This window comes from Glycomyces artemisiae, from assembly GCF_003002955.1.
Lineage (GTDB): Bacteria > Actinomycetota > Actinomycetes > Mycobacteriales > Micromonosporaceae > Glycomyces > Glycomyces artemisiae.
Genome location: NZ_PVTJ01000005.1, coordinates 357,960 through 383,132, shown reverse-complemented (window position 1 = coordinate 383,132; position 25,173 = coordinate 357,960). Strand labels below are relative to the sequence as shown.

At 71.3% G+C, this 25,173-nt stretch carries 24 protein-coding genes and 1 tRNA gene; 9 read left to right on the top strand and 16 right to left on the bottom strand.

Translation table 11 applies throughout. The annotated features are described in order from the left end of the window. Positions 1-4: 4 nt before the first annotated feature. From B0I28_RS15265 to B0I28_RS15255, 3 genes are all read right to left on the bottom strand, one after another. Positions 5-2,731, bottom strand: a complete 2,727-nt coding sequence (locus B0I28_RS15265) for an amino acid adenylation domain-containing protein (protein WP_181245800.1) — start codon at positions 2,729-2,731, stop codon at positions 5-7. Continuing rightward, on the bottom strand, positions 2,731-3,696 hold the full coding sequence (locus B0I28_RS15260) for a methyltransferase domain-containing protein (protein ID WP_106364689.1): 966 nt from the start codon (positions 3,694-3,696) through the stop codon (positions 2,731-2,733). The genes B0I28_RS15265 and B0I28_RS15260 overlap by 1 nt, the downstream gene beginning before the upstream one ends. A 237-nt stretch (positions 3,697-3,933) precedes the next feature. Beyond that, entirely contained in the window at positions 3,934-6,345 is a 2,412-nt protein-coding gene (locus B0I28_RS15255; protein WP_106364688.1) for an ATP-binding protein, read from the bottom strand. Positions 6,346-6,499: 154 nt separating this feature from the next. Here B0I28_RS15255 and B0I28_RS15250 point away from each other — a divergent pair, with 154 nt between their 5' ends. Both B0I28_RS15250 and B0I28_RS15245 read left to right on the top strand, forming a co-directional pair. Continuing rightward, complete coding sequence (locus B0I28_RS15250) at positions 6,500-6,817, top strand: PadR family transcriptional regulator (RefSeq protein ID WP_106364687.1); 318 nt, start codon at positions 6,500-6,502, stop codon at positions 6,815-6,817. 2 nt (positions 6,818-6,819) lie between these two features. Continuing rightward, positions 6,820-7,350: a PspC domain-containing protein gene (locus B0I28_RS15245; RefSeq protein ID WP_146148116.1), complete on the top strand. Its 531-nt coding sequence runs from the start codon at positions 6,820-6,822 to the stop codon at positions 7,348-7,350. Between the two features lie 114 nt (positions 7,351-7,464). On the opposite strand, the gene B0I28_RS15240 is transcribed toward B0I28_RS15245, so the two are convergent. Next, a complete protein-coding gene (locus B0I28_RS15240) occupies positions 7,465-8,130 on the bottom strand; it encodes a lytic polysaccharide monooxygenase auxiliary activity family 9 protein (RefSeq protein WP_219926778.1) in 666 nt (221 codons plus the stop codon). Between the two features lie 189 nt (positions 8,131-8,319). Here B0I28_RS15240 and B0I28_RS15235 point away from each other — a divergent pair, with 189 nt between their 5' ends. Next, positions 8,320-8,700, top strand: coding sequence for a hypothetical protein (locus tag B0I28_RS15235; RefSeq protein WP_106364684.1), 381 nt, complete (start codon positions 8,320-8,322; stop codon positions 8,698-8,700). A 162-nt stretch (positions 8,701-8,862) separates the two neighbouring features. Here the strand turns inward: B0I28_RS15235 and B0I28_RS15230 are convergent, their stop codons facing one another. Together B0I28_RS15230 and B0I28_RS15225 are read right to left on the bottom strand one after the other, a co-directional pair. Beyond that, the gene (locus tag B0I28_RS15230; RefSeq protein WP_106364683.1) at positions 8,863-10,143 is read right to left on the bottom strand and encodes a CE1 family esterase; all 1,281 of its coding nucleotides are present in this window, start codon (positions 10,141-10,143) and stop codon (positions 8,863-8,865) included. Positions 10,144-10,594: 451 nt separating this feature from the next. After that, positions 10,595-10,679 (bottom strand) — tRNA-Leu (locus B0I28_RS15225). 157 nt (positions 10,680-10,836) lie between these two features. On the opposite strand from B0I28_RS15225, the gene B0I28_RS15220 reads away from it, so the two are divergent. Both B0I28_RS15220 and B0I28_RS15215 read left to right on the top strand, forming a co-directional pair. Then, entirely contained in the window at positions 10,837-11,850 is a 1,014-nt protein-coding gene (locus B0I28_RS15220) for a phosphotransferase (protein WP_181245799.1), read from the top strand. A gap of 45 nt (positions 11,851-11,895) precedes the next feature. Beyond that, positions 11,896-12,993: a C45 family autoproteolytic acyltransferase/hydrolase gene (locus B0I28_RS15215; RefSeq protein WP_146148115.1), complete on the top strand. Its 1,098-nt coding sequence runs from the start codon at positions 11,896-11,898 to the stop codon at positions 12,991-12,993. Between the two features lie 12 nt (positions 12,994-13,005). Here B0I28_RS15215 and B0I28_RS15210 read toward each other — a convergent pair whose 3' ends face one another. The 9 genes from B0I28_RS15210 to B0I28_RS15170 form a co-directional block, all read right to left on the bottom strand. Next, on the bottom strand, positions 13,006-13,830 hold the full coding sequence (locus B0I28_RS15210; protein WP_181245798.1) for a TrmH family RNA methyltransferase: 825 nt from the start codon (positions 13,828-13,830) through the stop codon (positions 13,006-13,008). A gap of 55 nt (positions 13,831-13,885) precedes the next feature. After that, the gene (locus B0I28_RS15205) at positions 13,886-14,920 is read right to left on the bottom strand and encodes an SPFH domain-containing protein (RefSeq protein WP_106364679.1); all 1,035 of its coding nucleotides are present in this window, start codon (positions 14,918-14,920) and stop codon (positions 13,886-13,888) included. A gap of 38 nt (positions 14,921-14,958) precedes the next feature. Next, positions 14,959-15,438, bottom strand: a complete 480-nt coding sequence (locus tag B0I28_RS15200) for an NfeD family protein (RefSeq protein WP_106364678.1) — start codon at positions 15,436-15,438, stop codon at positions 14,959-14,961. Between the two features lie 108 nt (positions 15,439-15,546). Further along, entirely contained in the window at positions 15,547-16,599 is a 1,053-nt protein-coding gene (locus tag B0I28_RS15195; protein WP_106364677.1) for a ferrochelatase, read from the bottom strand. 12 nt (positions 16,600-16,611) lie between these two features. Continuing rightward, the gene (gene fabI / locus B0I28_RS15190) at positions 16,612-17,394 is read right to left on the bottom strand and encodes an enoyl-ACP reductase FabI (protein ID WP_106364676.1); all 783 of its coding nucleotides are present in this window, start codon (positions 17,392-17,394) and stop codon (positions 16,612-16,614) included. 44 nt (positions 17,395-17,438) lie between these two features. After that, a complete protein-coding gene (locus B0I28_RS15185; protein WP_106364675.1) occupies positions 17,439-18,143 on the bottom strand; it encodes a beta-ketoacyl-ACP reductase in 705 nt (234 codons plus the stop codon). 105 nt (positions 18,144-18,248) lie between these two features. After that, entirely contained in the window at positions 18,249-19,199 is a 951-nt protein-coding gene (locus B0I28_RS15180; protein ID WP_106364674.1) for a VWA domain-containing protein, read from the bottom strand. A 24-nt stretch (positions 19,200-19,223) separates the two neighbouring features. Further along, a complete protein-coding gene (locus B0I28_RS15175) occupies positions 19,224-20,120 on the bottom strand; it encodes a DUF58 domain-containing protein (RefSeq protein ID WP_245888987.1) in 897 nt (298 codons plus the stop codon). Between the two features lie 4 nt (positions 20,121-20,124). Beyond that, positions 20,125-21,216 (bottom strand): AAA family ATPase, encoded by a 1,092-nt coding sequence (locus B0I28_RS15170; RefSeq protein ID WP_106364673.1) that lies wholly within the window; start codon positions 21,214-21,216, stop codon positions 20,125-20,127. A 373-nt stretch (positions 21,217-21,589) separates the two neighbouring features. Between B0I28_RS15170 and B0I28_RS15165 the strand changes: the two genes are divergently transcribed. Genes B0I28_RS15165 through B0I28_RS15150 form a run of 4 tightly spaced genes read left to right on the top strand, consistent with a single transcriptional unit; the run spans position 21,590 to position 24,318 of the window. After that, complete coding sequence (locus B0I28_RS15165; protein ID WP_106364672.1) at positions 21,590-22,153, top strand: alpha/beta fold hydrolase; 564 nt, start codon at positions 21,590-21,592, stop codon at positions 22,151-22,153. 23 nt (positions 22,154-22,176) lie between these two features. After that, on the top strand, positions 22,177-22,371 hold the full coding sequence (locus B0I28_RS15160) for a hypothetical protein (protein WP_219926776.1): 195 nt from the start codon (positions 22,177-22,179) through the stop codon (positions 22,369-22,371). Between the two features lie 7 nt (positions 22,372-22,378). Next, positions 22,379-22,885: a PH domain-containing protein gene (locus tag B0I28_RS15155; protein WP_106364670.1), complete on the top strand. Its 507-nt coding sequence runs from the start codon at positions 22,379-22,381 to the stop codon at positions 22,883-22,885. Then, positions 22,882-24,318, top strand: a complete 1,437-nt coding sequence (locus tag B0I28_RS15150) for a PH domain-containing protein (RefSeq protein WP_106364669.1) — start codon at positions 22,882-22,884, stop codon at positions 24,316-24,318. The genes B0I28_RS15155 and B0I28_RS15150 overlap by 4 nt, the downstream gene beginning before the upstream one ends. On the opposite strand, the gene hisG is transcribed toward B0I28_RS15150, so the two are convergent. Beyond that, the gene (gene hisG / locus B0I28_RS15145; protein ID WP_106364668.1) at positions 24,319-25,164 is read right to left on the bottom strand and encodes an ATP phosphoribosyltransferase; all 846 of its coding nucleotides are present in this window, start codon (positions 25,162-25,164) and stop codon (positions 24,319-24,321) included. Positions 25,165-25,173: the final 9 nt, after the last annotated feature.

Sequence of the window (25,173 nt, the reverse complement as noted above, 5' to 3'; positions counted from 1 at the left end):
GGGCTCACACGCGGTACCCGTAGTGTTCGGCGATCCGTTTCGTGGCCCGGCTCAACGGCACCGGATCCGGTTCGGCGCGCCAGGCGTCGACCCGGTCGGTGACGATCCGGTCGAACCTGCCGAACTTGAAGTCCCCGGCCATGCGCGACTGCGGGTGGAGGCCGTCGGTCATCCGGTCCGGGGCGCCGTCGTACGGATCGAGGACCCGCGGCTCGAAGTCGACGCCGAGGAGTTCGGTCACCTGCTTCGCGCAGTTCTCGGGGTCCTCCGCGAGGTCCTCGTACCGGACCCTCGTCCAATCGGCTCCCGGCAGGCGCGCCAGGAGCGCTTCGACGTTGCGGTTGCTCTGGAGCCAGATCAGCTCGGCGAGCTGGCGCGCGCTGAACGGATGGTCGTACCGGAACACCTCCTCCAGTCTCGCGTCCGCATACGACCGGATCGCGGCCGCCGGATGTCGTACGAGGTGGATCACTTTGGGCGACGCGAACATACGGGTGGCCCGCGCGAGCGCCGCCTCGTCCATCGCGTAGGTGGTGGTCTTGTCGATCAGGAGCCGGCCCCCGGTGAGCTCGCCGAGCCGGTCGTACATCGCGGCGGTCGTCCGGGGGGCGTCCGGGCCGCGCAGCCAGCGCTCAGGTGTCCAGGGGTCGCCGTCGAGCAGGTCGCGGAGGGCCCGGAGGAGGCCGTCCCCCAGGGGCGCGCGGCAGCCGTGGAGCACCTGGTCGCGCTCGGCCATGGTCGCGAAGCCGAGCAGTTCCAGTTCCGGCGGCGCGAACAGCCGCGGGTGACCCGCGAGCATGGCCCTGAGCAGGGTCGAGCCCGATCGGGGCGCCGACAGGATGAACGCGACGGGCGAGGCCGCGCGGTCGTCGCGGGTTTCCGGTCCGGTCACCAGGGACCGGAATCGTTCGATCATGTCCGGCGTGAGCGGCGCCGAGGACTCGCCGGGCGCGTCTCGGACGGGTTCGGAGGCGAGCGCCGCGGCGAGCCGGGGGTGGCGCGAGCGCAGGTGCGCGCAGAAGTCCGCGAGTCGCGGGTGCGCGTACAGTTCGCTCGCGTACGCCACTTCGCCGGTGGCGGTCTCGATCTGCGCGACGACGGTCGCGGCGTCGAGTGATCGGCCGCCGATCGCGAAGAAGTCCGCGTCGTCGTCGATTCGGTCGACCCGCAGGACGTCGCGCCACAGTGCGGCGATGCGGCGCTCCAGCGAAGGCATGTCCGGAGGCGGTGCCGCCGCGGGCGCGTCGGCCGCTGACCGCAGTGCGGCGCGGTCGATCTTCCCGCTGGGCAGGAGCGGTAGGGCGTCCATGAAGGTGATCTCGGCCGGAACCGCGTGGGCGGGAAGGAGCCCGAGCAGCCGGGCCCGGACGGCTCCGGTGTCCGCGCGGGAGTCCGAGCGGACCGCGAACGCACGCAGGCGGACCGACCCGGGCGTGTCCGTGCGGGCCACGACGGCGGCCTGCTCCAACGTGTCGTCGGCCGCCAGCGCCGCTTCCACTTCGCCGAGTTCGAGGCGGTGCCCGTCGATCTTGACCTGGTCGTCGTCCCGGCCGAGCAGTTCGATCGCACCGTCGCCGTCCATGCGGGCGCGGTCGCCGGTGAGGTAGGCGCGGGAGCCGCCGTGGACGGGGTCGGCCGGGAACCGCTCGGCGGTCGCCGCGGGGAGGCGGTGGTATCCGATCGCGACGCCGGCGCCGGCGATGGCGACCTCGCCCACCCGGCCGCGCGGGACCGGGGCGCCGTCGGCGCCGAGGACGTAGACCCTTGTGTTCGCGATCGGCGTTCCGGCGGTGACGGGCCGTCCCGGGCGGAGCCGTGCCGCGGTCGACCAGACCGTGGTCTCTGTGGGGCCGTATAGGTTCCAGACCGAGTCCGACCATTCGTGGAGGCGTTCGGCGAGGTCGGGGAGCAGCGGCTCGCCGCCGCACAGGACCGCTCGCAGCCGTACGGGCCTGCTGCGCTGCGACAGCATTCGCCAGGTCGTGGGGGTCGCCTGCATGACGGTCGCCCCGCCTGAGCGCAGCCGGTCGGCGAGGAGCGCGCCGTCGCGGACCGTGTCGTCGTCGGCGAGGTCGACGGTCGCTCCTGTCGTCAGCGGGCACCAGAGTTCGAGCACGGAGATGTCGAAGGACGGCGAGGACACCGCCATGACCACGTCGTGGCCGTTGAATCCGAACCGTCTGACGGCGTCGGTGACGAGGTTCGTCACCGACCGGTGGGCGACGAGGACGCCTTTCGAGCGCCCGGTGCTGCCCGAGGTGTAGGCGAGGTAGGCGCACCCGTCCACCGCCGGCGCCGTTCCGCCGGTCGTCCGGCGCCGTATCACGGGGCCGTCCGCACCGTCCTCGATCACGAACCTGACGCCCGCGTCGTCGGCGAGCGCGGTGGACCTCGCCTGCGGCAGGGCCGGGTCGAGCGCGGTGTAGGCGGCGCCGATCCGCCAGAGGGCCAGGATGCTTCCGGGCAGTCGGATGCTGCGGGTCATCCGGAGCCCCACCACCTCGCCTCGCCGGACGCCTCGGGCGGTGAGCCGCTCGGCGAGCATCGCGGCCTCGTGGTCGAGTGCCGCGTAGGTCAGTCCCGCGGCGGCGTCGCGGACGGCTACCCGGTCCGGGGTCCGTGCCGCCTGCCGGGCGAACCGCTGGGCCACGGTCTCGTCCGGTACGGGCCGGATCGGGCCGGATGCCGCCGAGCGGCCGGGCGGCGGGGGCGGTCCGGGCCTGGCGGCCATCAGTCGGCCTTCTTGACGGTGACGGTGTTCGTCCGGCGCCAGGTGTCGGCGGTCTCGACGGTGACCTTGTCGCCCGCCGTCACGTTGACCGGTTCCGCGAGGGGACTGTACGACTCGGTGGACCAGAGGACGCGTCCGGCCCACATGAGGTCCTGCGTCCAGACGATCCCCGACATTCTGCCGGCCGCTGCGGCGTGGAGCGTCACCTCGGGCGGGAGCGGAGTGAAGTCGTCGGCGGCGTAGTCGAACGAGCCGAAGTCGGCGGGCTCGGTGAGCAGGCGGAGGTCCTCTCGCGGGAAGCGCAGCGTGGACATGGTGCCTTCGGGTCTCCATTCGGCTCCGATCGGGTTCACCGGCCGGGTCCTCCAGAACGGGACCTCGGCTTTGGCCCGCTCGACCAGTGCGCCGAAGTCGAGTCCGTAGCAGTCCTGGAGCGTCCGGGCGCCTTCGTCGAGATCGGACTGCTCGGAGCGGAGGTCCCAGTCGAGCCGGTCGCAGCCCCGCGCGCGGTGCCGGATCCCGTTGGGCACGACCGTGCAGTCGGGCGTCCCGTATCGGCGGCGGAGTTCGAAGACCATGCGCGCCCGAGCCTCGTCCGTGAGCGGATGGTTGCCGTATATGAACGCGAGCAGCAGGTCGACGTTGCGGACGATGCCGAGATCCGGGAACGGACGGAGGTCCAGGTCGGCCTCCACGAAGGTGATCGCGTCGGCCGGCACGCCGTTCTCGGCCGCGATCTCCCGCGCGAGATCGAGGTGCTCCCGGTCGACGGCGGTGACGCGCTCCGCGCCCGCCCGCGCCGCGAGCAGCGCCAGCAGGCCGGTGCCGGTGCCGGCGTCGAGCACGTGGTCGCCCGGCCGCACTGACGCGAGGACCGCCCTGGCGACGTTGTGCCCGCGATCGGTGCTCAGCAGCAGACGCAGATGACGCGAGATGGTGAAGGGCAGGTGCAGCGATTCCGTCATCGACGCTCCTCAAGCGATCGGAAGCCTGCATCCGGGCGCTCCGAAGGAACCGCCCAAGAGCACTGGCGCTGAGGCCTTCGCACCCGGATACCGAAGTGTCGCTTCAGATTCCCGTGCTCCGGTACCGGTGGAGCATCTCGTCCGTACCACGGCCCGCGCCGAGTGCGACCGGACCGTGCGACGCCGAGCCCGAAGCGCAGCCGGGCGCGTCGGCCGCATGGGGTGCTTGCGGCGCCGTCAGAGGCCGCGCAGTTCTTCCCGGACTGCGGCGGCCTCGGGGACGCCGCACGTCGTGAAGCCTTGGAGGGCTTCGCGGAGGCGGCGGCGTGCGGTGTCGTCGTCGCCCTCGGCGCGGTGGGCGCGGGCGAGGCCGTGGCGGGCCCGGGCGAGTTCGTAGGCGTCCTCGTGGGACTCGGCGAGCGCGGCGGCGCGCTCGTGCTGGGCGGCGGCCTCGGCGGAGCGGCCGCAAGCGGTGAGAGCGCGGCCGAGGTCGTTGCGGGCGGCGCGTTCCAGTGAGGGGTCGACGAGCTTGACGGCGTGGGCGACGGCGCGGTCGAGGCGCTCGGCGGCCTCGGCGGCCCGGCCGAGGCGCAGGAGGTCCTCGCCGAGTTCGATGAGCGTGTCGGTGACGTCGGCCGTGTCGCCTTCTCCCCCATAGGCTTCCAAAGCGGCGGTGTGGACGGCGGCGGCGCGGGCGGGGTCGCCGAGTTCGCGGGCGAGAACGCCGCGGAAGGCTTCGATGCGGACGCGGTTGTGGTCGTCGCCGGCGTCGAGCCGGGCCTCGGCGGCGTCGAGCCGGCGGCGGACTTCTTCGAAGCGGCCGAGGCGCAGGAGCGGGACGACCATGTTCGTCCTGATGAGCGCTGCCGCCGCGGCGTCGTCGGCGGCCTCGGCCAGCCCGAGTGCGGCCTCGTGGACGGCGACCGACTCGGCGAACCGGCCCGAGCGGCGGTGCAGGACGCCGATGTTGGCGAGGGTGAGCGCCGCGTCGGCGTCGTTCCCCAGCTCGCGTTTGAGTCGGACCGACCGCTCCAGCCGTTCGATCGCCTCGCGGTTGCGGCCCTTCGCGAGCAGCTGCCGTCCGGTGTCGCCGAGCGTGTAGGCCTCCTTGCGGCGGTCGCCGGTGCGGCGGGCGATCTCGGCGGCGGTGCGGTTGACGGCGGCATGGGGGCCGATGTCGGAGTCGTGCACGAAGAACGCGTTGAACGCCGTCGCCAGGTGCCACGCCTCCTCGTCGAACCCGGCGGCAGCGGCGGCGGCCACCGCGGCCGCGAGGCCGGCGCGCTCGGTCTGGAACCACGCCAGCGCCTCGGCCTGGTCCTCGAAGCCGGGCAGGCCGAGGCCGTGGGCGGCGGCGCCGTCGCTGTAGCGGCGCTTGTTGGGGTGGAGGCGCGCGGCCGCGAGGTAGGCGAAGTGGAGGTCGACGCGGACGAGCCGCAGCAGCGCGGCGCGCCGTTCGGCCCGGGGCTCTTCGCGGTCGGCCAGGCGGGCGGCGAAACGGCGCACGAGGTCGTGGAGGCGGTAGCGGCCCGCGGAGCGGGTCTCGGCGAGGTGGACGTCGACGAGGGCTTCGAGCATCCCGGAAGTGCGGTCCGCGTCGATGCCGCTGAGCGCGGCGGCGGTGTGGACGTCGACGTCGTCGCCGGGGTTGAGGCCGAGGCGGCGCAGCAGGAGGCGGTGGTCGGGGTCGAGCTCGCGGTAGGAGGCGTGGAGGGCGGCGGCGACGCCGCGGTGGCCCGTGTCGATCTCGTCGAGGAGCCGGTCCTCGTCGGCGAGGCGGTCGAGCAGGTCGCCGGCCTTCCACTGGGGACGGCTGCGGAGGCGGGCCGCGGCGAGTCCCATGGCGAGGGGCAGTCGTCCGCACCGCTCGGCGATCGCAGCCGCCTCATCGGCGGTGACGCGGCCTCCGGCGGCGGCGTCGAGCATCGCCACGGCCTCGTGCAGGGGCGGCGGGCCGAGCGGCACCGCGTGGGCGCTGAGGAGGGCGGACAGGTCGCGGCGGCTCGTGGCGATGACGAGGCTGTCGGGCGTGCCGGGAAGGAGCCGTTCGATCTGCTCGGCGCCGGAGGCGTTGTCGAGCAGGAGCAGGACCCGGCGTCCGGCGAGGGTGCTGCGGTAGGTCGCGGTGAGCTCGTCGAGCTCCTCAGGGCGCGCGCGGCAGGCCGGGTCGAGGCTGCGGATGACGCGGGTGAGCACGGATTCGAGGGCGGGACGCAAGCCCTCGGCGTCGCTGAAGCCGTGGAGGTCGACGAAGAGCTGCCCGTCGGGGTACCGGTCGGCGAGGGCGTGGGCGGCGCGCACGGCCAGGGAGGTCTTGCCGACCCCGGCCGTGCCGTGCACGGCGACGACCTCGGCGCCGCCGTCGACGGCGGCGAGCAGGGACTCCAGCGGCAGTTCACGGCCGGTGAACCCCGCGAGCGGGCGCGGCAGCTCGCGCGGGGTGGCGGCGGCGACGGGTTCGGCGTCGGCGCCGAGCGCCTCGATGAGGAGGCGGAGGGTGCGCGGCTGTGGGCGGGTGCGCCCCGACTCGATGTCGCGGATCGTGCGGATGCCGACGCCGGCTTTGAGCGCGAGTTCCTCCTGGGTCAGCACGGCGTGCAACCGGAGCCGGCGAAGGTCGATGCGGGCCGCGGTCGTTCGGTCGGGCATCGGGCAATGGTAGAGCGGGCGCGCACCTCGACGGCAGTCGCGAACTGCGGTTTCACGGCATCCTGCCGGTGTCCCGCCGGTGTCCTGCCGCCCGAGCGGCCACAGTGGCGTTCTGGTACTGCGGTTAGGTACCTTGCGGTGTTACGGTAGCAGTATGGAGTCTAAGTTCGCTGCGATGCGCCGGGGCATGCTTGAGCCGGTGGTGCTGGCCGCACTGGACGGTGAGAGCCGCTACGCCGGGGAGATCGCGCAGCTGCTCCGCGATGCGCAGTTCCCCGTCCAGGACGGCACCTTGCATCCGCTGCTGAATCGCCTCCGCCGCGAAGGGCTGCTCACCTACGAGTGGCGAGAGTCCCCGAGCGGCCCCCCGCGGAAGTACCTCGCGCTCTCCGACGAAGGCCGTGCGCAGCTCGCACAGTTCCGCGACTACTTCCGCGGCCTCGCGACGATGATCGAATCGATTGGACGATGACCATGGACCACATCACTCTCAGCGGCCATTCCGGCGCGTTCCCCCTGACGGCCGACGCGAAGCGGCAGCTCGTCGCCTACCTGGGCGATGCGCGTTCGGCCGTCGGCCCCGGTCCTGACGGCGACGAGACCGTCCGCGACATCGAGATGGCGATCGGCGACCGCCTGCGCGCCGCGCTCGACCGGGGCGCCACCGGGGTCGACGAGTCGGAGATGGCGCGGATCCTCGCCGAGACCGGCCCGGTCGAAGCCGGGCCCGCTGAGACCGGTCCGGGAGCCGCCGACCGCGGGTTCAGCGGCGGCCGCCTGCCGTGGCTGTGCCGCGTGGAGGAGGGGAAGTGGTTCGGCGGCCTGTGCCTCGGACTGGCGATCCGCAGTGATCTCCGCGTCGAGTGGGTCCGCGTCTTCGCCATCGTCTTCCTGTTCGTCACGAGTGGACTGCTCGGCGTGGCGTACGTGATCGCGCTGCTCTTCGTCCCGCGCATGGAGACCGCCGAGCAGTACGAGGCGGCTCTTGCGCAGAGCAGGCGGTAGCGCCGTCCGGGCGGGCTCGGACCATCGCGGCGCCGACGCGCCCCCGGTCCGACCGCTCGCCGCGATCGGACCGGGGGTGGGGGGACTCGGCCTCCGGGGCCGGCCTCGTGCGCGCTACGCGCCGCCGAACGTGACGTCCGAGCAGGAGTAGAAGGTCTGGTCGAAGTGGCTGGCCTGCCAGATGACGTACACGATGTGGTGCCCGGTCCTGCCGGGCGCGCTCACCTGGATGTCGACCGCCTCGCCCGGCTCGTAGACGCCGGTCTCGACGACGCGTTCGAGGTCGCCCCAGTCGAGCGCGTCGGTCGTGGCGTCGTATCCCTGCTTGGTGACGTACACCCAGTAGTAGTCGGCGCCGTGCCTGGCCTGGTCCTCGTAGTGGAGGGTGAAGTCGTTGGCGAGCGCGGTGGTGTGCCAGTCGCCCGGCTGGTCGAGCGACGCGTACTCGGGGTTGGCGCCGGAGCAGAGCTGGTTGTCGGGGATGCGCTGCTCGTGCTGCCCCTGCATGCCCTCGCGGAGCAGGCTCATCCAGCTCCACATGGTGTTGGGGTTGGCCTGGAACGCCTGGTAGCACATGGGGTCCTCAGTGGCCATGTCCGGGTTCAGGTGGTCGCTGCCCCAGCGCTCCCAGCAGGAGTACTGGCGCGCGGCCGGCGAGGTCGCGGTGCCGTGGGCGCCGGCGCCCTGGGCGGTGAAGCACAGCACCGCGGCGCTGGCCATGGCGACCGCTGCGATCCTGAGGAGGAGCCGGCGGAGGCGGGGTGATCTCGATCTGAGCATGGTATCGCTCCCAGTCATCGAAGACATTGACAAATGCAAATATTATCGACATATGCTCACAATGTAAATACTCGCAGCGCCGAACGTGGGAGCGATGACGCCGACCGCTGCCGTTTTCCTGCCGGTGTTTCGCCTTGTGGCCGGTCTCCTGCGGACGCAGACTGGCAGCACAACGAAGGAGATCGACTCTTGTTCACCACACTCGCCAAGCGCGCGCTGGTCGTCGGCGCCGCCATGACGGCCATCGTCCTCGCCGCGTCAGGGCAGGCCCAGGCCGCCAACGCCTACCTCATCCTGAGCGACCGCGACGGGCGCCAGCTCGGCACCATGACCCACTACGACGCGGAGACGGACCGGTTCACGGTCTGCGACACGCAGAGCGAGGGGCGCAACGTCACCGGGAAACTCTACGCGGAAGGCGGCGACACTCCCCTGCTGACGATCACCGACGGCTCGGACGCCGGCTGCAATTCCAAGACCTACGACCTCCGCGCCGGGAGAACCTACGAGATGTTGATCTACCTGGGCGGGGAATGGGAGTTCTGGCGCACCATGAAGATCACGGAATAAGGCCGGGTCCTCAGTCCCGTCGTGCGAAGCTCCGGAGGCCGGCGACCCTTGCGGGTCGCCGGCCTCCGGAGCTTCATCCGGACGACTCCCACGGCCGCATCGTCGGCCGCGTCCCGACCGCCCTGCCGCGCTTGGCGAAGACCCCGGCAGCGGTCGTCGGCATCAGTCGGCGGTGCAGGTGACCGCGGGCGTCGCGGCCGCCCCCGTGGCGATGAAGCCCCACGCCGAGATCGTCTGTCCGGCTTGGATGTTGGCGTTCCAGCCGACGTCGGCGGCGGTGACGGACGATCCGGAGGCGGTGACGTCGGCGTTCCAGTGGCTGCTGATGCTCTGGCCGGCGGGCCAGGTCCAGGTGAGCTTCCAGCCGTCGACGGCGTCTCCGCCCGCGCTGACCAGGACATTGCCCTGCCAGCCGGAGCCCCAGTCGTTGACCACGTCGATCTCGGCCGAGCAGCCGGACTCGGTCGGCGGCGGGGTCGTCGTGTCGTCGGGGGACGTCGTCTCGTCGGGAGGCGTCGTCTCGCCGGGCGGGTCCGATTGGAACCGGCTGAAGAACTCCCAGGTCGCTGTGGGGATCCACGAGTCGGCGCCGTCGCCCGAGGCCCCGTCCCGTGGTGCCTGCATGTGCCCTCCGTCGAACGAGGCCCACACGACCGGGTGGTCCGGCGAGCACCCGGTGAACTCGGTCGTGATGTGCGTCAGACTGCCCCGCGGCGGTGTCGGCGTGGTCTGCGGGGTGCAGCCGTTGTTGCCGACGAAGCGGTTGCGCTGGGCGGTGCCGTCGCTGAAGTTGTCGGTGGTGCCATGCGCCGCGAAGACCGCGACAGGCTCGTTGCCGCCGTCGCATCCGCTGACCCACCCGGGCGAGCCGTAAGGAGCGATGGCGCGGAACACGTCGGGACGGGAGCACGCGAGCGAGTAGCTCATGGCTCCGCCGTAGCTGAATCCGACGGAGAACAGCTGCTGGGTGTCGATGCACAGATCGCCTTCGAGGAGCGCGATCATATCGTCGGTGAACGCGACGTCCTCGCCGCCGCTGTTCGCCCAGGCGTTGTCCAATCCCTGCGGGGCGACGAAGATCGTGGACCCGCCGGAGAGCCGCTTCAGTCCGTAGTAGGCATAGGTGCCGGCCTGCACGCTGTTCCCGGTCGCCACGTTCTGGGCGGTGCCGCCCCACCAGTGGAAGCCGAAGACGAGCCTGTAGGGGCGGTCGCTGTCGTAGTCGGTGGGGATGTCGAGGATGAAGCTGCGGCTCTTGCCGCCGCTCTGGATGGTGTGGGTACCGCTGGTCAGGGTGGGGGTCCGGCCGCATCCGGCGGTCGCTTCGGCCTGTACCGGGGAGGCTGAGGGCTCGGCGACCGCGACGAGTGCCCCCGTGAGGGTCACCGCAGCCAGGGACGCCGCGACAAGCGCGAGGCGCGCACCTGTTCGCAAGGGCTTCATGATGGAACGCCTTTCGGTTTGACGATGGGGTGGGTGAAACCGCGTCCTCGCGAACGAAAGTCTCATGAGAGGCCCTTGAAGATCAAGGGTAGCCTAGTTATCGATAACTGTCTATATCTAGACACGACTTGGCCCCCTTCACTTGCAATCGGCCCGGGCGCAAGACTCCGGGCCCGACTGCGCCGCGCGAAGAGCTCCGACCGAAGCTTCTACGGCACCCTCATCCGCACGAAACCGGCTCGCCGCAGGCCGGCCTGCTACCAGGTCAGGCTCCGCATGGCACGATCCTTGCGGCGAGGAGGTCGGCCCCTCGTCATTCTGCGTATCCGAGCCCGCCGAGTCCAATGGCTGGCTTCTTGGCTGCCCGAGGACTCGGTCAGGTCCGATCGAATGCGGACGTCATCCTTGTAAGGACAGCAAAAAAGGCCCTGTCACCAGGGCCTTTGTAGTGTGCGCGAGGGGGGACTTGAACCCCCACGTCCGTTAAAGGACACTAGCACCTCAAGCTAGCGCGTCTGCCATTCCGCCACCCGCGCGTGCACACTGAGAGTGTATATGGAGTTTGTTTTGGCTGCCAGTTGGGCCTTTTGGCTTGCCCCGGCACGAGACGAAACTTTACACGACGGATTTGAGGGTTGCGCAAGGGGGGTTCGCGGTCGGGGGGAGGGGCGGACGGCGGCTACGCTTGGGGGTATGACCGTGACCGCGCCAAGACTCCCCGACGCGGCGCTGGCGCATTGGGATCTGGGGCAGATCTACCAGATGCAGCGGGTGCAGACCGGGTTGATGAACCGGTCTTGGCGCGTGGACGCGTCGAGCGGTTCGTACCTGCTGAAGCTGTTCAGGGACGTCACGGGGCCTGAGCTCCAGTTCCAGTTCCATGTGCTGCAGACCCTGGGGGGCAACGGTGTCCCGGTGGTGCTGCCTGTCCTGAGCAGGGACGGGCGGACCACTATCTTCCTGGAGGGCGAGGAGTTCGGCGTCTTCCCTTGGGTCGGCGGGCGGCACCGGAGCGGGTTGTCGATGTCGCGGGACGCCTGCCGGGACCTCGGGTCCGTCATCGGGCGGCTTCACCGGACCCTGCATGCTTCCATTCCTGCCGATCGGGCTCCGAAGATGGAGAATCCGCCTACGACCGAGGCTGCTTTGCAGAAGGTCGACCGGTTGTTGGAGCTGGTCGCCGCCGGGCGCGGGGACAAGACCGGGTTCGAGGCGACTGCGGAGCAGACGCTGCGGTTGAAGCGGGGGCTGCTGGTGCGGCTCGGGGATCGGCGGCCGCCGGATCTGGCGCCGCAGTACACGGGGTACACGCATGGGGACCTGCATCCTCATAATGTGCTGCACGGGCCCGACGATCGGATTTCGGCCATTCTTGACTGGGACCGCCTCACGGTTTCGTCGTACGCGCGGGAGATGGCGCGGGCCGCGGTGTTCTACTTCACCTATGGCGATGAGCGGGGTCTGGACTGCGATCGGATCCGGGCCTTCGCCGGAGGGTACCGGTCCGTGTTTGATGTCGGCGAGCCTGAGATCGGGTTGGCGACGCATCAGCTCTGGTGGGACCGGCTGACCGACAACTGGGTCATCGAGTGGCATTACGTGCGCCACAACTCCGCCTGCGACCACCTGCTGCCCGGCCAGACCGGGCTCGTGAAGTGGTGGACCATCCACTACTCGCAGGTCGAGCAGTCGCTCATGGGCCGCTGAGATTCGCAGTGGCGGGGCGATATCGCTTCTGTCACAATGGCTCGCATGACTGAACTGCCCCTCATCCACCTCCAGGGAAGTCCCTACCGCCAAGGCGTCCAGCAAGGCGAGCAGCTCAGGGAGCAGATCGCGACGAACGTGGCCGTGTACCGGTCGCGGATGCTCACCTCCGGGCTGCCGGAGGACTCGCTCGCGGAGCGGTCGCAGCGGTACCTCGGGATCTTCACCAAGGAGGACTCGCAGTACCGGGCGATCATGGACGGCATCGCCGACGGGTCCGGGCAGAACATCCTCGACATCGCGCTGCTCAACGCTCGGTATGAGCTTCTTTACAGTGCTTGGAGCGAGTTCGGGCGGCCGTCGGTCGACAGCATTCGGTCGGAGTGCACGTCGTTCGGCGGATCGGACGGGGTCTTCGCCGCGGGCGGCACGCAGATCGGGCAGAACTGGGACTGGTTCACCGGGGTCGAGGGCGCGCTGCTCCAGTGGCGGCACGGCGAGACGACCGTGGTCGGGTTCACCGAGGCGGGCGTCGCTGGGACCAAGATCGGGATCAACTCGGCCGGGATCGGCTTGTGCGTCAACGGACTCGGGGCGAGCGTCGACGACTGGAAGCTCGACTCGGTGCCGTTCCACCTCCGGACGTGGCGGATCTTGCAGTCGAGCACGCTCGCTGAGGCTGTCGGGCACGCCGTTGCTCCACGGCCCGCTTGTTCAGCGAACTTCTTCATCGGGAGCGCGTCGTCGGGTGTGGTGACGGTGGAGACGTCGCCGCTCGGGTCGCGCGTGATCTACCAGGACGGCACCGCTCCCCTGGTGCACGCCAACCACTTCCGCGACCCCGAGGCCCTCGGGGTGTACCAGAGCTGGCTGGAGACCGGCCGTGTCTCCACGTACCACCGGTGCGACCGCATGGAGCACCTGCTGGCCAAGGAGTCCCCCGTGACGACCGAGCACCTGTACGCGGCCATGCGGGACCACGACGGCGGGCCGCTGGCCCTGTGCCGCCACCCCGTCATGACCGACCCGGAGGAGCTGCGCACGCACACCGCGCTCGCCGCGCACCTGGAGCTCGACGCGCTGAAGTTCTCCTACACGTGGGGCCCGCCCTGCGAGTCGGAGTTCACCACGGTCTCGCTGTAGCGCGGGCGCGCGCTAGCGCGGGGTCGGCTGCGAGAGCTCCCAGCAGGCCACGGCCGTGGCGGCCGCGACATTGAGGGAGTCGACGCCCGCGTGCATCGGGATGACGACGGTGCGGTCGCAGGCGTCGAGCGCGGCCGCGGTGAGACCGGGGCCTTCGGCGCCGAAGAGGAGCGCGGGGCGCTCGCGTTCCTCGGCGCTGACCCGGCCGATGTCGATCGCGCCGCGCGAGGGGCTCAGGCCGTGGAGCGTGAACCCGGCCTCGCGGACCTGGGCGAGGCCGTTGGGCCATTCGTCGAGGTAGGCGTACGGGACCGCGAACACCTCCCCCATCGAGACGCGCACGCTCCGCCGGTACAGCGGGTCGGCGCAGTCGGGGGCGAGGAGTACCCCGTCGAAGCCGAGGCCCGCGGCGACCCTGAAGATCGCGCCGATGTTGGTGTGGTTGTTGATGCCTTCGAGGACCACGAGGCGCTTCACAGAGGTCAGCAACTCCCCCGGCTCGGGCAGCGGCTTCCTGTGGAACGACGCCAGCGCACCGCGGTGGACGTGGAAGCCGGTCACCGATTCGAGGACGTCGGGCCCGGCGGCGTAGCAGGGGGCGTCCTCGGCGAGGTGGGAGAGCTGGTCGACGCGCTTGGCGTCGATGAGCATGGAGCGCATGCGGTATCCGGCGCGCAGGGCGCGGCCGATGACCTGGTGGCCTTCGGCGATGAACAGGCCGTGGGGCTGCTCGAAGCGGGTGCGCAGGGCCAGGTCGGTGAGGGCCCGGTAGTCGGCGAGGCGCTCGTCTTCGGGGTCGGAGATGTCGATAGCGGGCACGTGGTGATTCTGCCCCATGGGAAGCGGAACGGCCGGGACCGCCCGTGAGGGAGGTCCCGGCCGTCACGTGCGGTTACGCGGGAGCGGGCGGGAGCTGGCCCGGCTCCTTGCCTTCGCCGATGTCCTGGACCTCGCGGGCGGCCTGCTGGGCCGCTTCGAGGGCCTGGAGGGCGGAGTCGTCGAGTTCGAGGGCACTGGTGTCGACCTCGACCTCTTCCTCCTCGCTCGGGCCGGACTTGTCGCCGCCGCCGAACGCGTTGCCGATGCCGCCGAGGGCCTTGGTGAGCTCGGCGGGGACGACCCAGACCTTGTTGGCGGTGCCCTGGGCGATCGTGGGCAGCGTCTGGAGGTACTGGTAGGTCAGGAGGCGGTCGGTGGGCTTGGCGTTGTGGATGGCCGCGAAGACCGTCTGGATGGCCTTGGCCTCGCCGTCGGCGCGGAGCACGGCGGCGTCGCGCTCGCCCTTGGCGCGGAGGACGGCGGACTGCTGCTCGCCTTCGGCCATGAGGATCGAGGAGCGCTTGGTGCCCTCGGCGTTGAGGATCGCGGCGCGCCGGTCGCGCTCGGCGCGCATCTGCTTCTCCATGGCGTCGCGGATGCTCAGCGGCGGCTCGATGGAGCGCAGCTCGACGCGGGTGACCTTGAGGCCCCACTTGTCGGTGGCCTTGTCGAGCTCGGCGGCGAGGCGGGCGTTGATCTCCTCGCGGCTGGTGAGCGTCTTCTCCAGGTCCATGGAGCCGACGACGTTGCGGAGCGTGGTGGTGGTGAGCTGCTCGACGCCCGCGAGGTAGTCGTCGATGTTGTACACGGCCGCGGTGGGCTGCGTGATGATGTAGTACAGCACGGTGTCGATCTGCACGCCGAGGTTGTCGGCGGTGATCACCGGCTGGGGCGGGAAGTTGACGACGCGCTCGCGGAGGTCCACTTTGGCGCGGACGGAGTCCACGAAGGGGACGAGGAGGCGCGGCCCGGGTTCGAGCGTGCGGCGGTAGCGGCCCAGGCGCTCGATGATGTAGTTCCACTGCTGGGGCACGATCTTGATCGAGCGGAACAGCACGATGATCAGGAAGATCGCGACGATCAGGAGCAGTATGCCTACGGGTTCCATGGTTTCTCAGCCTCCAGTGGTCTGGCGGATCGGGCGGGCTATGGGCACGAGGGTACTGAACGGCCGCCTATCGGTAACGACTGCTTCCAGACGATGACCGTGGCGCCTTTGATCTCGACGACGGTGACGGTGTCGCCGGGTTCGAGGAGCTGGTCGGGTTCGAGGGGGTAGGCGGTCCAGTTGTCCCCGGCGATCTCGACGAGGCCGCCGGAGAGGTCGACGGTCTCGATGACGCGGGCGTCGGCGCCTTCGATCGCGCGGGTGCCGAACGGGCGGTGCGCCTGCTCCTTCGTGTCGGATTCGAGCGCCTGCTTGAGGAAGGGCCGCAGGCCGAAGATCGAGGCGATGGAGCCGACGCCGAAGAGCACGGCCTGGAGCCAGAGGGGGGCGCCGACGGCCGCCCCGATGCCCGCGAGCACGGCGCCGACGGCGACCATGGCGAGGACCAGGGTGCCGGTGAAGAGTTCGACCGCGCCGAGGATAACGGCGACGATGATCCAGATGAATACGTCGTCCACACCACAAGCATGTCACGAGCGGAGGACCTGCGGGGACTACGGTCCGGGCCCGCGCTCGGCGCGGCTCGCAAAGCGGTGCAAGCGGCTCCGTGCGCGGGCCCGTGGTCTCTAGCGGCCGCGCTTCTCCGGGGCCGGGGGCCGGCGCGCGGGGCAGCAGCCCTCGACGGTCGGGTCCCAGACGGGGAGCTTGCCGAGGCGGCGCAGGGGCGCGCCCTGGACGCGTTCGGCGACGAGGTCGCGGAACATGCCGACGAGGTCGGCGTCGACGGTCGGCGTCCCGGCCCGCAGGTAGCGCAGGCCCAGGTCGGCGGCGGTGTCCTTGGCCTCGTTGTCGAGGTCCCACAGGACCTCGATGTGGTCCGAGAGGAACCCGACGGGGCTGACGACGACGGTGTCGACGCCTTCGGAGGCGAGGACCTTCAGGTGGTCGTTGATGTCGGGTTCGAGCCACGGCATCGCGGGCGGGCCCGAGCGGGACTGCCAGACGACGTCGAAGGGCCCGGTCCATCCGGCGCGCTCGGCGACGAGCGCGGCGGCCTCGGCGACCTGGTCCGAGTAGCGGGCGCCCTCGGGGCCGGAGCACTCCTCCATGACGTCGGGGATGGAGTGCGCGGTGAAGACGACGCGGGTCTGCGACTGGTCCTCGATCTGGTCGAGGGAGGCCTTGAGCTGGCGGGCGAAGCCGCCGACGAAGCCGGGGTGGTCGAAGAAGTGGCGGATCTTGTCGATCTGCGGCGCGGTCTCGCCGACGGCGGCGCGGGCGGCGTTGATGTCCTCGACGTACTGGCGGCACGAGGAGTAGGAGCCGTACGCGCTGGTGCACAGGGCGAGGGCCTTCTTGACCCCGTCGCCGGTCATCTGGGTGACGGCGTCGACGAGCATGGGCGGCCAGTTGCGGTTGCCCCAGTAGATCGGCAGGTCGATGCCGCTCTTGCGGAACTCCTGGCGGAGCGCTTCGATGACCTCGCGGCACCACTGGTTGATGGGAGAGATGCCGCCGAAGTGGTAGTAGTGCTCGGCGACCTCGGTGAGGCGCTCGTCGGGGATGCCGCGGCCGCGGGTGACGTTGCGCAGGAAGGGCAGCACGTCGCCGGGGCCCTCGGGTCCGCCGAAGGAGACGAGCAGGACGGCGTCGTAGCCGTCAGTGTCGATGGCTGTCATGAGGCGGCTCCGCTACTGCTGTGTGCGCTCGACTCCGACGGCGTGGAACCCGCCGTCGACGTGGATGATCTCCCCGCTGGTGGCCGGGAACAGGTCGGACAGGAGGGCCGCGCAGGCCTTGGCGACGGGCTCGGAGTCGGTGAGGGACCAGCCGAGCGGGGCGCGCTTGGTCCACGCCTCCTCGAACGCCTCGAAGCCGGGGATGGACTTCGCGGCCATGGTGCGCTGCGGGCCCGCGGAGATGAGGTTGACGCGGATGCCCTTGGGGCCCAGGTCGCGGGCGAGGTAGCGGTTGACCGACTCCAGGCCGGCCTTGGCGACGCCCATCCAGTCGTACACGGGCCAGGCCTGCTGCGCGTCGAAGTCGAGGCCGACGACGGCGCCGCCGTGCTCCATGAGCGGGAGGCAGGCGACGGCGAGGGACTTGTAGGAGAACGTGGAGACCTCGACGGCCTTGGCGACGTCGGCCCACTCGGTGTTCAGGAAGTTCCCGCCGAGGGCGCCGGGCGGGGCGAAGGCGATGGCGTGGAGGACGCCGTCGAGGCCGTCGACGTGCTCGCGGACCTTGTCGGCGAGCCCGGCGAGCTGCTCGGGGTCGGTCGCGTCGAGCTCGACGACCGGCGCGGGCTTCGGGAGCTTCTTGGCGATGCGCTCGACCAGGGAGAGGCGCCCGAAACCGGTGAGGACCACTTCGGCGCCCTGCTCCTGCGCGTACTTGGCGACGCCGAAGCCGAGGGACTGCTCGGTGATGACACCGGTGACGAGCAGCCGTTTGCCGTCCAAGATTCCAGACATGTGTGTTCCTCCGTGCGTGATCAGTGCTTGAAAACTATCCGGGCCTAGTGGCCCATGCCCAGGCCGCCGTCGACGGGGATGACCGCGCCGTTGACGTAGGCGGCGCTGTCGCCCGCGAGCCAGGTGACGGCTCCGGCGATCTCCTCGACGGCCCCGAAGCGCTTCGCGGGGATCGAGTCGAGGTAGGCCTTGCGCTGGGCTTCGGGGAGCGCATCGGTCATGTCGGTCTGCACGAAGCCGGGGGCGACGACGTTCGCGGTGATGTTGCGCGAGCCGAGTTCGCGCGTGACGGAGCGGGCGAGGCCGACGAGACCGGCCTTGGACGCGGCGTAGTTGGTCTGCCCGGCGTTGCCGTAGAGGCCCACGACCGAGGAGATGAAGATCATGCGGCCGAACTTGGCGCGGAGCATCTTCGAGGAGGCGCGCTTGGCGACGCGCCAGGCGCCTTTGAGGTTGGTGTCGATCACGCGCTCGAACTGCTCGTCGCTCATGCGCAGCAGCAGCGTGTCGTCGGTGATCCCGGCGTTGGCGACGAGGATCTCGACGGGGCCGAACTTGTCCTCGACCTCGGTGAACGCGGCGTCGACGGACGCGGTGTCGGTGATGTCGCACTGGACGCCGAAGAGGCCGTCGGGGGCGCCGGAGCCGCGGTGGGTGACGGCGACGTTGTCGCCCTGGGCCGCGAAGGCCTTGGCGATCGCCAGGCCGATTCCGCGGTTGCCTCCGGTGACCAGGACCGTGCGCGCCATTGTCCGAACTCCCTCATGTTCTTTGTACGAAGCCACCGACGATCGTAGCGACGGGCCACTTCAGGGGCGAAGGGGCCTTCACGCACCGTGTGGTGCCGGACAGACTCAGGTGAGGCGGGAGGTCCACGCCAGGCTCAGCCCGGCGGCGGCGAACAGGAGGATCATCGCCGTGCCGATGAACCACTGCGAGACGTCCTCGGCGATGGTCCGGTAGCCCAGGGACGAGCCCATGTCCTCGTAGACGGCGCGCAGCTGCTCGGCGGTGACGGCCTCGTAGTACTCGCCGCCGGTCTCCTCGGCGAGCCCGGCGAGGGCCTCGCGGTCGACGGGCACGGAGACGAGCTCCTGGTCGAGTTCGATGACGCCCTCGTCGGTGCCGAACGCCACGGTGGAGACGGGGATCTCGGCCGCGGCGGCGGCCTCCCCGGCCTCGTCGACGGTGCGCCCGGCGGTGCGGTAGCCGTCGGAGAGCAGGAGGATGCGGGCGGGCGCGAGCTGCCCGGACTCGTCGGGCATGACCTGCTGCACGGCCTGGAGGGACGCGAACACGGCGTCGCCGGTGGCGGTGGCCTCGGCGAGGGTGAGGCCGTTGATCGCGGAGGTCACTTCGGCGCGGTTCTTGGTGGGGGGCACGACGACCGAGGCGTATCCGGCGAAGGACACGAGGCCGACGTTGTACTGCTCGGGCAGCTCGGCGACGAAGTCGGAGGCCGCGGACTTCGCGGCGTCGATGCGGGTCGGGTCGACGTCGGTCGCCATCATCGACAGGGACACGTCGATCGCGAGGATGATCGTGGCGCGCTCCTGCGGCTCCTCGACGTCGACCGCGGGGCGGGTCATGCCGCCGACGAGGACGGCCAGCGCGATGACGAGCAGGCCCGCGGGGAGGTGGCGGCGCCAGCCGGGGAGCTTCGGCACGAGCTTGGCGAGGAGCGAGGCGTTGGCGAACCTGACGGCGATCCGCTTGCGGGCGAACTGGGCCCAGACGTACACCGCCGCGAGGATCGCGACGGGGATGAGCGCCAGCAGCCACGCGGGTTCGAGCAGGCGGATCAACGGTTCTCCTTGGCGTTGTAGGCGTTAGCGGTAGGCGGCGAGGTGGCGGCGTTCGGCGACGAACGCGGCGATGTCGCGCAGCCAGTCGGAGCCGGTGGACAGGCGCAGGTGCGCGGCGCCGCCGGAGCGGATGCCGGCGGCGATGCGGGCGCGCTGCTCGGCGGCGGCCTCGGCGTAGCGGGCGCGGAAGCGCGCGTTGCCGGTCTGGACTTCGACGACGGCGCCGGTCTCGGGGTCGATGAGGTCGAGGACGCCGACGTCGGGGAGGGCGAGTTCGGCGGGGTCGAGGACTTCGACGCAGAGGACCTGCTGGCGCACGGCGAGGCGGCGCAGTTCCCGCGGCCAGTCGCTCGGGTTGTCCTCGTCCTCAAGGAAGTCGGAGACGACGATGGCGAGGCCGCGGCGGCGGGCGTGGCGGCGGGTCTTGTCGATGAGCTCGGCGAGGTTGCCCGCTCCTTCGCCGCGCGGCAGGCTCGTGACGGCGCGCAGGAGCGAGCGGGCGCCGCCGCGGCCGGGGCGCGGCGGGATGGCCTTCGCGGGGCCGCCTTCGGTGACGACGGCGCCGATGCGGTTGCCGCCGCGTCCGGCGAGGTAGGAGAAGGCGGCGACGGCGCCTTCGGCGAGCTCGCGCTTGAGCATGCCGACGGTGCCGAAGTCGAGGCTCGGCGACAGGTCGATCGCGAGCCACGTCTCCAGTTCGCGGTCGGCGATGGTGGTGCGCACGTGCGGCACGGTGGTGCGGGCGGTGACGGGCCAGTCCATGCGGCGCACGTCGTCCCCGGCCCGGTACTCGCGGGCTTCGCCGGGCTCGGACCCGGCGCCGGGGAGCAGGCCCAGGTAGTCGCCGTGCAGGAGCCCGTCGAGGCGGCGGGTGACCATGAGCTGGAGGCGGTCGAGGGCGCGCAGGTCGGCGGCGTTCACGCGGCTACCAGGCCCCCGGCTGCGGCGGCTGCTGGTAGGCCGGTTCGGCGGGGCGCGGCGCGGCGTCCTGGCGGGGCGTCACCGTGGGGGCGGGGACGGCGGCGAGGAGCTGGCCGACGAGGCGGTCGGCGGTGATGCCGTCGGCCATGGCGTCGTAGGAGAGGACGAGGCGGTGGCGCAGCACGTCGGGCGCGATGTCGTCGAGGTCCTGCGGGAGCGCGTAGTCGCGGCCGCGCAGGAGCGCGATGGCGCGGGTGGCGCGGATGAGGCCGAGGGACGCGCGGGGGCTGGCGCCGTACTGGATGTGGCGGGCGATGGCGCCCAGGCCCGCGGCGGTCGGGTTGCGGGTGGCCATGACGATGCGCACGGCGTAGTCGACGAGCGCGTTGTGGATGAACACGCCGTCGGCGGCCTGCTGGAGGCGCAGGAGGTCGTCGGTGTCGAGGACGCGTTCGGGGATGGGCGAGTCGACGCCCATGCGGAAGACGATCTCGCGCTCTTCGGCGTCGGTGGGGTAGCCGACGTTGACCTTGAACAGGAAGCGGTCGCGCTGGGCCTCGGGCAGGGGGTAGACGCCCTCCTGCTCGATGGGGTTCTGGGTGGCCATGACCAGGAACGGCTTGGGGAGGACGTGGGTCTGGCCGCCGATGGAGATGCGCTGCTCGGCCATGACTTCGAGCATCGCGGACTGGACCTTGGCGGGGGCGCGGTTGATCTCGTCGGCGAGCACGAAGTTGGTGTTGACCGGGCCGAGCTCGACGTCGAAGGACTCCGAGGACTGGCGGTAGATGCGGGTGCCGACGATGTCGGCGGGCACCAGGTCGGGGGTGAACTGGATGCGGTTGAACTCGGCGCCGACGACCTTCGCCATGGTCTCGACCGCGAGGGTCTTCGCGACGCCGGGCACGCCTTCGATGAGGCAGTGGCCGCGGGCGAGGAGGGCCGCGAACATGCGCTCCACCAGGGCGTCCTGGCCGACGATGACCTTCTTGATCTCGAACAGGGCCTTCTCCAGCAGCGCGGCGTTCTCCGCCGGCGTCGGCAGGCCGTTCGCTCCCGATCCCTCGGGTGATCCCATATCGGCTCCAGCTCTCATGTTCGGCGACGTGGCTGTCAAGTGGTCCGGTGCTGTCGATGGTAATGCGCGCTCCTCAGAGGCGCAGGGGCCCGGAGGGACCCGTTTCGGGACATCGCACCGCCTTTTGTCGGGAACCCGACAGTTCTCACCGAACCCCTTGGGGCGCAGCAGGTCTAGACTGCGCACGCCGTGATTCGGCAAACCCCCAGGGGGTTTTTGCCCCGCGGAGTGACACGCCGCGCGGATTCAATCCGTTGCTGCGAAATGTCGGAGCGCTATGCTTTCCCCAACCCGCACGACTTCCCCCGTGGTCGTGCGGGTCTTCTCGTCTCCGGGCAGGGCGCGTTTCAAGGACCGGACCGGCGCCTCCGACCGAACTAGAATCACTCTCATGCCCCGTCGTCGCCAGGCCCTCCTCCTTCCTGGACGCAACTACAGCGTCCAGGGGCCCCTGCTGATGTACACCCACGTCGCGCTCCAGTCGCGCGGGGCGCGCACGTACCCGATCCAGTGGACGGACGTCGACCGGCTCGCCGCCGACGAGCAGACCATGATCGAAGGGGTCTGCGAGCAGACCGAGGCGGTCCTCGACCGCGTCCACAACGACGACCCGCCGCTGCTCGTCGGCAAGTCCCTCGGCACCGCCGCGGCCGTCCTCGCCGCCCACCACGGGCTCCCGGCGGTCTGGTTCACGCCGCTGCTCAAGGACTACCCGATCGTCCAGGCCCTGCGCCGCGCGACCGCGCCGTTCCTGCTCATCGGCGGCACCGCCGACCCCGCGTGGAACGGCGCGCTCGCGCGCGAGCTGCCCGGCGAGGTGTGCGAGATCCGCGGCGCCGACCACGGCATGTTCCTGCGCGGGCGCCCCCTCGTGGACTCCGCGCACGCCCTCGCCGACGTCATCGAGGCGGTCGAGGCGTTCATCGACACAGCCGTGTGGCCTCGCCACGGCTGACGCGCATGACGCACAATCGCACTGTGTCCGACGAGAACCCTGTGTGCTCCTCCCGCGGCTGCCGCGCCGAGGCCAAGTGGATGCTGCTGTGGCGCAACCCGCGCATCCACGGCGCCGAGCGCGTCAAGCGCTGGGCCGCGTGCGAGGAGCACCTGCCGGTCCTGCGCGACTTCCTCACTGCGCGCGGATTCCCGTGCGAGACGCGGCGAGTGGAATGATCAAGGCATGAGCGCGAAGACGGTCCCGGTGTGGGACCTGTGGCCCGGCGAGGTCACCTGGCAGCCGATGTCGCCGAAGCTGCGCACCGTGTGGGTGCTGCGGAGCCTGCTGAACCTGTTCCTCCTCGCCGTCGTGGCGGCCGTGCCGCTGGGCATCTGGCTCGGCTGGCGCGGCGTCCTGTGGGCCCTCTGCGGGTACGTGCTCCTCGCGGGGCTGCGGGCCTGGGCCGTGGCCCGCACGGTCGCGACCTGGGGCTACGCCGAGCGCGAGGAGGACCTGCTGGTGCGCCACGGGCTCCTGACGCGCCGGTTGAACATCGTCCCCTACGGCCGCATCCAGCTCATCGACCTCTCCGCGGGGCCCATCGAGCGCATGTTCGGCCTGACCACGGTCCAGGTCCGCACCGCGGCCCTCGGCTCCACGTCCGAAGTGCCGGGCCTCGAACCGGCGGTCGCCTCCGCGCTGCGCGACCGGCTCGCCCTCCGGGCCGCCGAGGTCCGGGAGGGCCTTTGAGCGACGAGCCCGCTCCCCCGCTGGCGGCTGCTCCGCTCGGGCCCGAGGTACCGGTCGCGGCGCCGAGCGCCCCGCCGGAGGGCGTCCAGCGCCAGCGCCTGCACCCGCTCACGCCGCTGCTGGAGAGCTTCCGGTTCCTGACCGCGGCGGCCGCGGCCGCTGGCATCCAGGCGTTCACGTCGCGGAACTTCCTGTTCGCGATCTACATCGCGCTCGCGGCGGCCGTGATCGGCGGGATCGCGAGCCTCATCGCGCTCCAGTACCGCGGCTTCGTCATCTGGGGCCGCGAGCTGCACATCTACGGCGGGGTGTTCACACGCAGCCACCGCACGGTCCCGCTGGAGCGGCTCCAGTCGGTGGACCTGGTGCGGCCGATCCGGGCCCGGCTGTTCGGCTTGGCGCAGTTGAACATCGAGGTCGCCGGGGGCGACGGCACGGACGCGCGGCTGGCGTACTTGAAGGCCGACCGGGCCTTGGCGCTGCGCGCGGAGCTGCTGGCGATAGCGGGCCGCCCGGCCGCGCCGGTCGCCGAGCCCGCGGAGGACGAGGAGGCGCCGGAGGCGGTGCCGGACCGGGACGCGGGGCTGCTGGTGCCGCAGCTGACGGTGCGGCGCCTCGCGCTGGCCTCGTTCCTGGAGGCGCTGCCGGCGCAGATCACGTTCCTGGCGGTGTTCGGGACCGCGTTCGCGGTGGCCGGGTCGATCTTCGGGTTCACGCGCGTCGCCACGGTCGTGTGGGTGGGGTTCCTGGCCCCGGCGCTGGTGGGCTACATCCAGAGCACGATCGCGGCGGTGAACCGGTTCCTGCGCAACGGGCGGTTCCGGATCGCGCGGGACGGCACGAACCTGCTCATCCAGCGGGGCCTGACGGACACGAGCCACGAGACCGTCCCGGTGGACCGGGTGACGGGCGTGAGCTTCGCGGAGCCGGTCCTGTGGCGCTCACGGCAGTGGAAGCGCGTGGAGGTGTGGACGGCCGCGGTGGCGCAGCAGAGCGCGACCGCGGTGCGGTCGACGACGGCGCTGCCGGTGGGCGGGCCCGACGAGGTCGCGGCGGTGGCCGCGGCGGCGGTCCCGGACCTGCCGAGCGTGTTCGCGACCGAGCGGCCGCCACAGCGGGCGCGGTGGCGGATGCCGTTGCGGTGGAAGCGGACCGGTGCTGCGCTCACCGAGCGGGCGTTCGTGGTGCGCCACGGCCTGTGGGTGAACACGCATGTGGCGCTGCCGTACGCGCGGATCCAGTCGGTGAAGGTGACGCAGGGCCGCGTGCAGCGGATGCAGGGCCTGGCGACGGTGCGGGCGATGGCCGCGGGCGGGGTCGGGCACGACGCCGTGGCCGTCGACCGGGACGCGCGCGAGGCGGTCGCGATGGCCGCGGAGCTGCGGGACCGGGCGGACGCCGCGGCCGCACTGGAGCGGCCGCGGCTGTCGTGATCAGAGGCGGCAGGCGTCGATGTTCGAGGCGAGGATGCCGCGGGCGCCGAGCTCGTAGAGGGCGTCCATGACGCGGTGCAGGTCGGCGCGCTCGGTCATCGACTGGACGGCGACCCACCCTTCCCGATGCAGCGGCGAGACCGTCGGCGACTCGATGCCGGGGGTCAGCTCGACCGCGGCTTCGAGGAGTTCGGCGCGCACGTCGTAGGCGAGCATCACGTACGAGCGGGCGACGAGGACGCCGCGCAGGCGCCGCAGGAGCTGCTCGACGGCCGCGCCGGCCCCGTTGCCGCTCTTTCGGACGAGCACGGCCTCGGAGTGCATGATCGGGTCGCCGAAGACGGCGAGCCCGGCCTGCTTGAGGGTCGTGCCGGTCTCGACGACGTCGGCGATGGCGTCGGCGACGCCGAGGGCGATCGCGTTCTCGACGGCGCCCGCGAGCTCGACGATGGCGGTCTTGACGCCGTGGGCGTCGAGGTCGCGCTGGACGACGCCCGGGTACGAGGTCGCGATGCGCTTCCCGTCGAGCCCCGCGACGGAGTCGATGACGCCGGGGCGGCCCGCGTAGCGGAACGTGGAGCGGCCGAAGCCGAGCGCGAGGACCTCTTCGACCTCGGCGCCGGAGTTGACGGCGAGGTCGCGGCCGGTGATGCCCAGGTCGAGGTCGCCGGAGGCGACGTAGGTGGCGATGTCGCCGGGACGCAGGTAGAAGAACTCGACGCCGTTGTCGGCGTCGATGGACTGGAGGTCGCGGCTGGAGCGGCGCTGCCGGTAGCCGGCCTCGGTGAGCATGTCGGTGGCGCCCTGTGAGAGCGCGCCCTTGTTGGGCACGGCGATGCGGAGCATGCGGATGGG

Bases quoted from the DNA above. Each gene is read 5' to 3' on its own strand.
- B0I28_RS15265 (WP_181245800.1), bottom strand. From the start codon at position 2,731: ATGGCCGCCAGGCCCGGACCGCCCCCGCCGCCCGGCCGCTCGGCGGCA.
- B0I28_RS15260 (WP_106364689.1), bottom strand. From the start codon at position 3,696: ATGACGGAATCGCTGCACCTGCCCTTCACCATCTCGCGTCATCTGCGT.
- B0I28_RS15255 (WP_106364688.1), bottom strand. From the start codon at position 6,345: ATGCCCGACCGAACGACCGCGGCCCGCATCGACCTTCGCCGGCTCCGG.
- B0I28_RS15250 (WP_106364687.1), top strand. From the start codon at position 6,500: ATGGAGTCTAAGTTCGCTGCGATGCGCCGGGGCATGCTTGAGCCGGTG.
- B0I28_RS15245 (WP_146148116.1), top strand. From the start codon at position 6,820: ATGGACCACATCACTCTCAGCGGCCATTCCGGCGCGTTCCCCCTGACG.
- B0I28_RS15240 (WP_219926778.1), bottom strand. From the start codon at position 8,130: ATGCTCAGATCGAGATCACCCCGCCTCCGCCGGCTCCTCCTCAGGATC.
- B0I28_RS15230 (WP_106364683.1), bottom strand. From the start codon at position 10,143: ATGAAGCCCTTGCGAACAGGTGCGCGCCTCGCGCTTGTCGCGGCGTCC.
- B0I28_RS15220 (WP_181245799.1), top strand. From the start codon at position 10,837: ATGACCGTGACCGCGCCAAGACTCCCCGACGCGGCGCTGGCGCATTGG.
- B0I28_RS15215 (WP_146148115.1), top strand. From the start codon at position 11,896: ATGACTGAACTGCCCCTCATCCACCTCCAGGGAAGTCCCTACCGCCAA.
- B0I28_RS15210 (WP_181245798.1), bottom strand. From the start codon at position 13,830: ATGGGGCAGAATCACCACGTGCCCGCTATCGACATCTCCGACCCCGAA.
- B0I28_RS15205 (WP_106364679.1), bottom strand. From the start codon at position 14,920: ATGGAACCCGTAGGCATACTGCTCCTGATCGTCGCGATCTTCCTGATC.
- B0I28_RS15195 (WP_106364677.1), bottom strand. From the start codon at position 16,599: ATGACAGCCATCGACACTGACGGCTACGACGCCGTCCTGCTCGTCTCC.
- fabI (WP_106364676.1), bottom strand. From the start codon at position 17,394: ATGTCTGGAATCTTGGACGGCAAACGGCTGCTCGTCACCGGTGTCATC.
- B0I28_RS15185 (WP_106364675.1), bottom strand. From the start codon at position 18,143: ATGGCGCGCACGGTCCTGGTCACCGGAGGCAACCGCGGAATCGGCCTG.
- B0I28_RS15170 (WP_106364673.1), bottom strand. From the start codon at position 21,216: ATGAGAGCTGGAGCCGATATGGGATCACCCGAGGGATCGGGAGCGAAC.
- B0I28_RS15165 (WP_106364672.1), top strand. From the start codon at position 21,590: ATGCCCCGTCGTCGCCAGGCCCTCCTCCTTCCTGGACGCAACTACAGC.
- B0I28_RS15155 (WP_106364670.1), top strand. From the start codon at position 22,379: ATGAGCGCGAAGACGGTCCCGGTGTGGGACCTGTGGCCCGGCGAGGTC.
- hisG (WP_106364668.1), bottom strand. From the start codon at position 25,164: ATGCTCCGCATCGCCGTGCCCAACAAGGGCGCGCTCTCACAGGGCGCC.